We start from the raw sequence: 5,347 nt of genomic DNA, 5'->3' as shown, positions 1-5,347 counted from the left end.
GACAGCTGAAAATCCAGCCGTCTCAGCAACCTATGATGCCGATTGCGAGCTAAAATACCGGGAGGCGGCATAGAGTTTGAAGACGCCGCTGACGCCGATCCAGCCGAAAAGGGTGAGCCAGCTCGCCGTCCAGTCGATTCGGTGCACCGCAGCGTCGGTGATGACGATGCCAAGGATGGCAAGCGGGCCAATCAGGGACTGCGCCAAGCCGAGCACCAGCAGTTCCTCGCGCGGCGCGCTTCTCCAGACGAGATATATGCCGCCCGCACCGGCGAGGAAGATTGCGCTGTAGACCTGAGCGTGGAAGGCATCGATCGGCCATGGCCAGATGCTGCCGAATGTCAGGGGAGACAGCAACAGGCGGACGCCATAGAGCCCAAGGATCGCCGATTCCACCGGCATGTAGCCTTGCCATGCAATTCAAGGTCACGCCTTTTGCAGAAGGACGGGCCCTGGCCCGCCACAGGAACAGCCCGGATACCGCGACCGAAGCAAGATAGACCAAAAACCAGAGCCAGGGCGCTTTGCGCCCGAAGTCGAAATAGCCGAGATTGATGAACGAAGCCACCGACACGATGACGGTATGAAGGCCATGACGAGCACGAGCCTGCCGGGCGACCAGCGATTCCAGACCAGCAGCGCCGCCATCACGACCATTTCGGCGGTGTAGAAGCCGCCGAGGAAGCGGGCATTGACGGCGTGACGGCCCAAGGGCAGCGCGGCTTGACCAGCACAGGCGCGAAAAACAGGCCGGCGCCCACGATCAGGACGATGATCACCACCCAGAGAAAAGGCGCAGGGCCGCGGGAAATGGCGGGTTGTTGGATGTCGGCATGGGAGAAAGCCCCAACGATGAATGGCGCCATGGACCATCATAGTGCCGCTTGCGGCCGGTGAAAATCCGCCGAATGGAAATTGAACTGTCACCAGGCTTGGCCATTCGAATGGCCGTACGGTCCGTTTCGAAGTAAGATGGAGCACTCGGACCAAAGACCTGGTCCGGCCAAGACGCCTCGAGGGCGCATTTTCCGGAGCCTGCACGATGAACGAATCTCAGGATCTGTTCTCGCTTCTTCGGCAATCGACCGATGTCGATCCACAGGCAATCGACGCGATCAAGCGAACCATCGCGGGTGGCAAGGACCGCGAACTTTGCCGCATCAATGCGCCAGCCTTCGCCAGCAAGCATGGCCTCGACGAGGAACGCGCCATAAGCGCCTTTCTCCATGCAGCGCGGGTGGGCATCTTCGACATTTCCTGGAATGTTCTGTGCCCCGGCTGTGGCGGCGTGCTCGACACCAACGCCACGCTGAAAACCCTGCAGAAGGACGAATACACCTGCGCGCTGTGCTCCGAGGGCTATTCGCCGACCCTTGACGAGATGGTCGAGGTGACATTCACGGTCAGTCCCCGCGTGCGCAGGATTGCCGCACACAATCCGCACGAACTGCCGGTTGTGGAATATTTCCGCCAGATCTACTGGGCGTCCGGCGTCGATCTGCCGGAAGAGGATTTCGCGAAAAAGATGGAAGCGTTCTCGCTGGAGGATATCGAGCTTGCCCCCGGTGAAAAGGCGGTTCTGCCCATACAGCTTCCGTCGGAATTCATCATCGTCTTCGAGCCGGTCACCCATTCAGCGCAGTTCATCGACGGTAAGGGCGAACCAACAAAAGAGCGCCGAAGCCTCTCTTTGGTCTTCGACCGCGACCATGTCCAGAACCAGACGCTGGAGATGCAACCCGGCCCGTTGCGCATTTCGCTGGAAAACAGGACCGACACCCGCGTGCTGCCGACGGTCTTCATCGCCGGCCAGGTATTGCATGATTTCCTGGGCAAACGCCGGCCGTTCCTGACGGCCAAGCGCCTGCTCACCAACCAGACGTTCCGCGACCTCTATCGCACGGATACACTCGACATCGACCAGCGCCTGAAGATCACCAGCCTGACCTTCCTGTTCACCGACCTGCGCGGATCGACCGAGCTTTACGAGCGGGTGGGCGACCTTTCAGCCTTCGATCTCGTGCGCGTCCATTTCCAGGTTCTGCACGAGATCGTCGCGGCGGAGGCAGGCGCGGTGGTGAAGACGATCGGTGATGCGGTGATGGCGACCTTCGCGACGCCTGATCGTGCGATTGCTGCGGCCCTCAGGATGCGCGATGCCATGCGTGCGCTCAACGACAAGAGCGGGCGCGAGGATCTGCTGCTCAAGATCGGAGTCCATGCCGGCCCCTGCATCGCGGTGTCTATGAACGAGCGGCAGGACTATTTCGGCCAGACGGTCAACATTGCTTCGCGGGTCCAGAACCTTGCCAACGCACAGGCGATCTTCGCCACTCGTGCGGTGGTCGACGACAATCTCACCGCCGATCTGTTGCACAGGAACGCGCTGACGCCCGTGCCCCACGAGGTCTCGCTGCGCGGCATTGAGCGGGAGATCGCAGTGTATACGATCCCCTGAAGATTTGGCCCCCGAAGATTTGGGTCGTCTCGGCCCCTCACACGCGCCTGCAGACAAAATAACGATCGGCGGGAACCGAAGGCGGTGGCGGGAGGCGTTGCAACAGGGGGTGATCGAGCGGCGTGCCGCTGACCGCTATGCCACCCACGCGAAGCAGGCGCGCGATCAGATCGGGAAGCCAGGTAGAGGTCACTGCATCGCGATCGTCATAGCCGGTGCCGATGTCGGCATGAACAAGAGCCGCGTCGATGCCAATGAACCTGATCGCCGTCTCGCGTATTTCGCCGAGCACGAGGTTTTCAGCTTCGGGAATTGAGCTGGCGTGTGCGCCAAGTTCGCGGTCGAACACCACGATCCGGCGTCCGGGCAGGCGCTCGCGCAGATGATGGAACGTCCGGCCATTGCCGAGGCCGAGCTCGAGCACCAGCCCTTCCATCTTCGCCACCTCGGGGCAAACTTGATCGAGAATGTCGCGCTGTGCGGTCATCCTGCTGATGAAATTCTCGAGGCGAGTCATATGCGTTTGTGTGTCCTGAAACCAGCTCAAGAGATCGGCAATGCCCCCGACCAGAACGGTTCACGGGTGAAACCCGAGGGCGACGTGTTAAACCCCTATCGCGTCTCGCAACATATAGAAGCGAACGATGAACACTGCAATAACCGAACAGGCTGCCGACAAGGATCATACCGGGTGGAGTTGGCGGCGGAATAGCGATCTCACTTGTAGGGGTCTGCGGCGTCCCGCAGCCCGTCGCCGAGGAAGTTGAACGCCAAGATGACGAGAATGACGGGGAGCATCGGCAAAAGCAGCCATGGATAGAACGCGATGACGCTGACGCTGCGCGCCTCGGTGAGCAGGATGCCCCAGCTGGTTATCGGCGCCCTCAGGCCGAGCCCGAGGAAGCTCAGCGCCGTCTCGCCCAGGATCATGCCGGGTATGGAGATCGTCGCCGTCGCGATCAGATGCGACATGAAGCCGGGAATGAGATGCCGCCCGATAATGCGGCTGCTTTTGGCGCCCATCAATTGCGCGGCCAGAACGTAATCCTCCTCGCGCAAGGCTAGAAGCTTTGAACGCACGGCCCGCGCCAGTCCGGTCCAGTCGAGCAGCCCGAGAATGACGGTGATGCCGAAATAGATCAGGATCGGACTCCAGGTTACCGGCATGATCGCCGCCAGAGCCAGCCATAGCGGAATGCTGGGGATCGATTGCAGAACTTCGATTATCCGTTGAACGATCAGGTCGAAGATACCGCCGTGATAGCCGGCCAGTCCGCCGATCACAATGCCGAGCAGGAAGCTGAAACTGATGCCGACGAGGCCGATTGTCAGTGAAATGCGTGCGCCATAGATGATGCGCGAGAGCACATCGCGCCCCAGCCTGTCAGTGCCGGCCAGAAAGAGCTGGCCGTTTTCGGCAGGGCAGACAAAATGCCTGTCACCTTCGATCAGGCCCCAGAACCGGTAACTGTCGCCCTTGCAGAAGAAACGGATCCGCTGAACATCATCCTGTTTCTCGATGTAGTTCCGCTTGAGCGTGTCCATATCCAGCGTCATCTGGCGGCCATAGACGAACGGCCCAACGAACTGGCCGTTGTGGAACAGGTGCACCCGCTGCGGCGGCGAGTAGATGTAGTCCATGTTGCGTGTGTGCAGATCGTAGGGCGCCAGGAACTCGCAGATCAGTATCCCGAAATAAAGCGCTGCCAGGAATATGCCGGATATGACGGCAAGCCGGTGCTTTCGGAATTTCCACCACATCAGCCGCAACTGCGACGCCTGAAAGACCTTCGACTGCTCCGGCGTCATCGCCTCGACCGACTGCAGGTCAATGGGCGCGATGGAAACGTAGTGTTGCAGTGGAGCACCTGGAGCGGGCAGCGGCGAAAGCGTGTTCATTTGGTGCTGCCGCCCTGCAAACGAATTCGTGGATCAAGCAGCGCCAGCGCCAGGTCGGAAATCAGGACACCGATGACGGTCAGGAAGGCGAGAAACATCAGGAACGACCCTGCCAGATACATGTCCTGGCTTTGCAGCGCCTTGATCAGCATCGGCCCGGTCGTTTCCAAAGACAGCACGATCGCCGTGATTTCGGCGCCGGAAATGATGGCCGGCAGGATAGAGCCGATGTCGGAAATGAAGAAATTGAGGGCCATGCGCAGCGGATATTTGACCAGCGCCTTGAACGGATGAAGTCCTTTGGCGCGCGCGGTCACGACATATTGCTTGTGTAGCTCGTCGAGAAGATTGGCGCGCAGCCGCCTGATCATGCTTGCCGTGCCCCCGGTGCCGATGATCAAGACCGGAATCCAGAGATGGGCGAGGATCGACTTCGCCTTGGCCCAGCTCATCGGCTCGCCGAGATATTGCTGGTCCATGAGATGGCCGATGGATGTGCCGAACCAGATGTTAGCGAAATACATCAGGATCAGCGCCAGCATGAAGTTCGGAATGGCAATGCCGAGAAGGCCGAAGAAAGTCAGGCCGTAGTCGCCCCAGCTGTATTGATGCGTGGCGGAGTACATGCCGATCGGAAAGGCGATGAGCCAGGTGAAGATGATCGTGACGAAGGAAACCAGCACGGTCAGCCACATTCGGTCCCCGACGACGTCGCGAACCGGCATCTCGTATTCGAAGGAATAGCCGAAATCGCCGCGTAGCATCCCGCCGACCCAGTAGAAGTAGCGAATGACCGGTGGCTGGTCGAAACCATAGTCCTTGCGCATCATCTCGATGCGATCGGAATCCACCGCTTCGCCCAGAGCCCGAAGCTCGGCAACATGGCTGTCGAAATAGTCGCCTGGTGGAAGTTCGATGATCGTGAACACCAGTGCCGATATGACCAGCAGCGTTGGAACCATTACTGCGATGCGCCAGACAAGATATCGA

At 59.9% G+C, this 5,347-nt stretch carries 6 protein-coding genes; 1 reads left to right on the top strand and 5 read right to left on the bottom strand.

Translation table 11 applies throughout. The annotated features are described in order from the left end of the window. Window positions 1-30: 30 nt before the first annotated feature. Together EOA86_RS40470 and EOA86_RS40465 are read right to left on the bottom strand one after the other, a co-directional pair. Window positions 31-402: a hypothetical protein gene (locus EOA86_RS40470; RefSeq protein WP_245497331.1), complete on the bottom strand. Its 372-nt coding sequence runs from the start codon at window positions 400-402 to the stop codon at window positions 31-33. A 245-nt stretch (window positions 403-647) separates the two neighbouring features. Then, entirely contained in the window at window positions 648-866 is a 219-nt protein-coding gene (locus EOA86_RS40465; protein ID WP_245485632.1) for a hypothetical protein, read from the bottom strand. A 176-nt stretch (window positions 867-1,042) separates the two neighbouring features. Between EOA86_RS40465 and EOA86_RS20550 the strand changes: the two genes are divergently transcribed. Further along, window positions 1,043-2,458, top strand: coding sequence for an adenylate/guanylate cyclase domain-containing protein (locus tag EOA86_RS20550; RefSeq protein WP_128343314.1), 1,416 nt, complete (start codon window positions 1,043-1,045; stop codon window positions 2,456-2,458). Between the two features lie 37 nt (window positions 2,459-2,495). Here the strand turns inward: EOA86_RS20550 and EOA86_RS20545 are convergent, their stop codons facing one another. The 3 genes from EOA86_RS20545 to EOA86_RS20535 all read right to left on the bottom strand — a co-directional run. Further along, window positions 2,496-2,975: a class I SAM-dependent methyltransferase gene (locus tag EOA86_RS20545; protein WP_127208855.1), complete on the bottom strand. Its 480-nt coding sequence runs from the start codon at window positions 2,973-2,975 to the stop codon at window positions 2,496-2,498. A 200-nt stretch (window positions 2,976-3,175) separates the two neighbouring features. Next, a complete protein-coding gene (locus EOA86_RS20540; RefSeq protein WP_127208854.1) occupies window positions 3,176-4,357 on the bottom strand; it encodes an ABC transporter permease in 1,182 nt (393 codons plus the stop codon). Further along, a partial coding sequence (locus EOA86_RS20535) for an ABC transporter permease (RefSeq protein WP_164891860.1) occupies window positions 4,354-5,347 on the bottom strand: 994 nt, incomplete at its 5' end. The genes EOA86_RS20535 and EOA86_RS20540, both read right to left, overlap by 4 nt.

The organism is Mesorhizobium sp. M5C.F.Ca.IN.020.32.2.1 (assembly GCF_004023105.1).
In the GTDB taxonomy this organism is placed as follows: Bacteria; Pseudomonadota; Alphaproteobacteria; order Rhizobiales; family Rhizobiaceae; genus Mesorhizobium; species Mesorhizobium wenxiniae.
The sequence above is the reverse complement of the archived record's forward strand: the minus strand, read 5'-3'. Positions and strand labels throughout refer to the sequence as shown.

What these genes read in the sequence shown, in the direction of transcription:
- EOA86_RS40470 (WP_245497331.1), bottom strand. Translation starts at nt 402, where the DNA reads ATGCCGGTGGAATCGGCGATCCTTGGGCTCTATGGCGTCCGCCTGTTG.
- EOA86_RS40465 (WP_245485632.1), bottom strand. Translation starts at nt 866, where the DNA reads ATGGCGCCATTCATCGTTGGGGCTTTCTCCCATGCCGACATCCAACAA.
- EOA86_RS20550 (WP_128343314.1), top strand. Translation starts at nt 1,043, where the DNA reads ATGAACGAATCTCAGGATCTGTTCTCGCTTCTTCGGCAATCGACCGAT.
- EOA86_RS20545 (WP_127208855.1), bottom strand. Translation starts at nt 2,975, where the DNA reads ATGACTCGCCTCGAGAATTTCATCAGCAGGATGACCGCACAGCGCGAC.
- EOA86_RS20540 (WP_127208854.1), bottom strand. Translation starts at nt 4,357, where the DNA reads ATGAACACGCTTTCGCCGCTGCCCGCTCCAGGTGCTCCACTGCAACAC.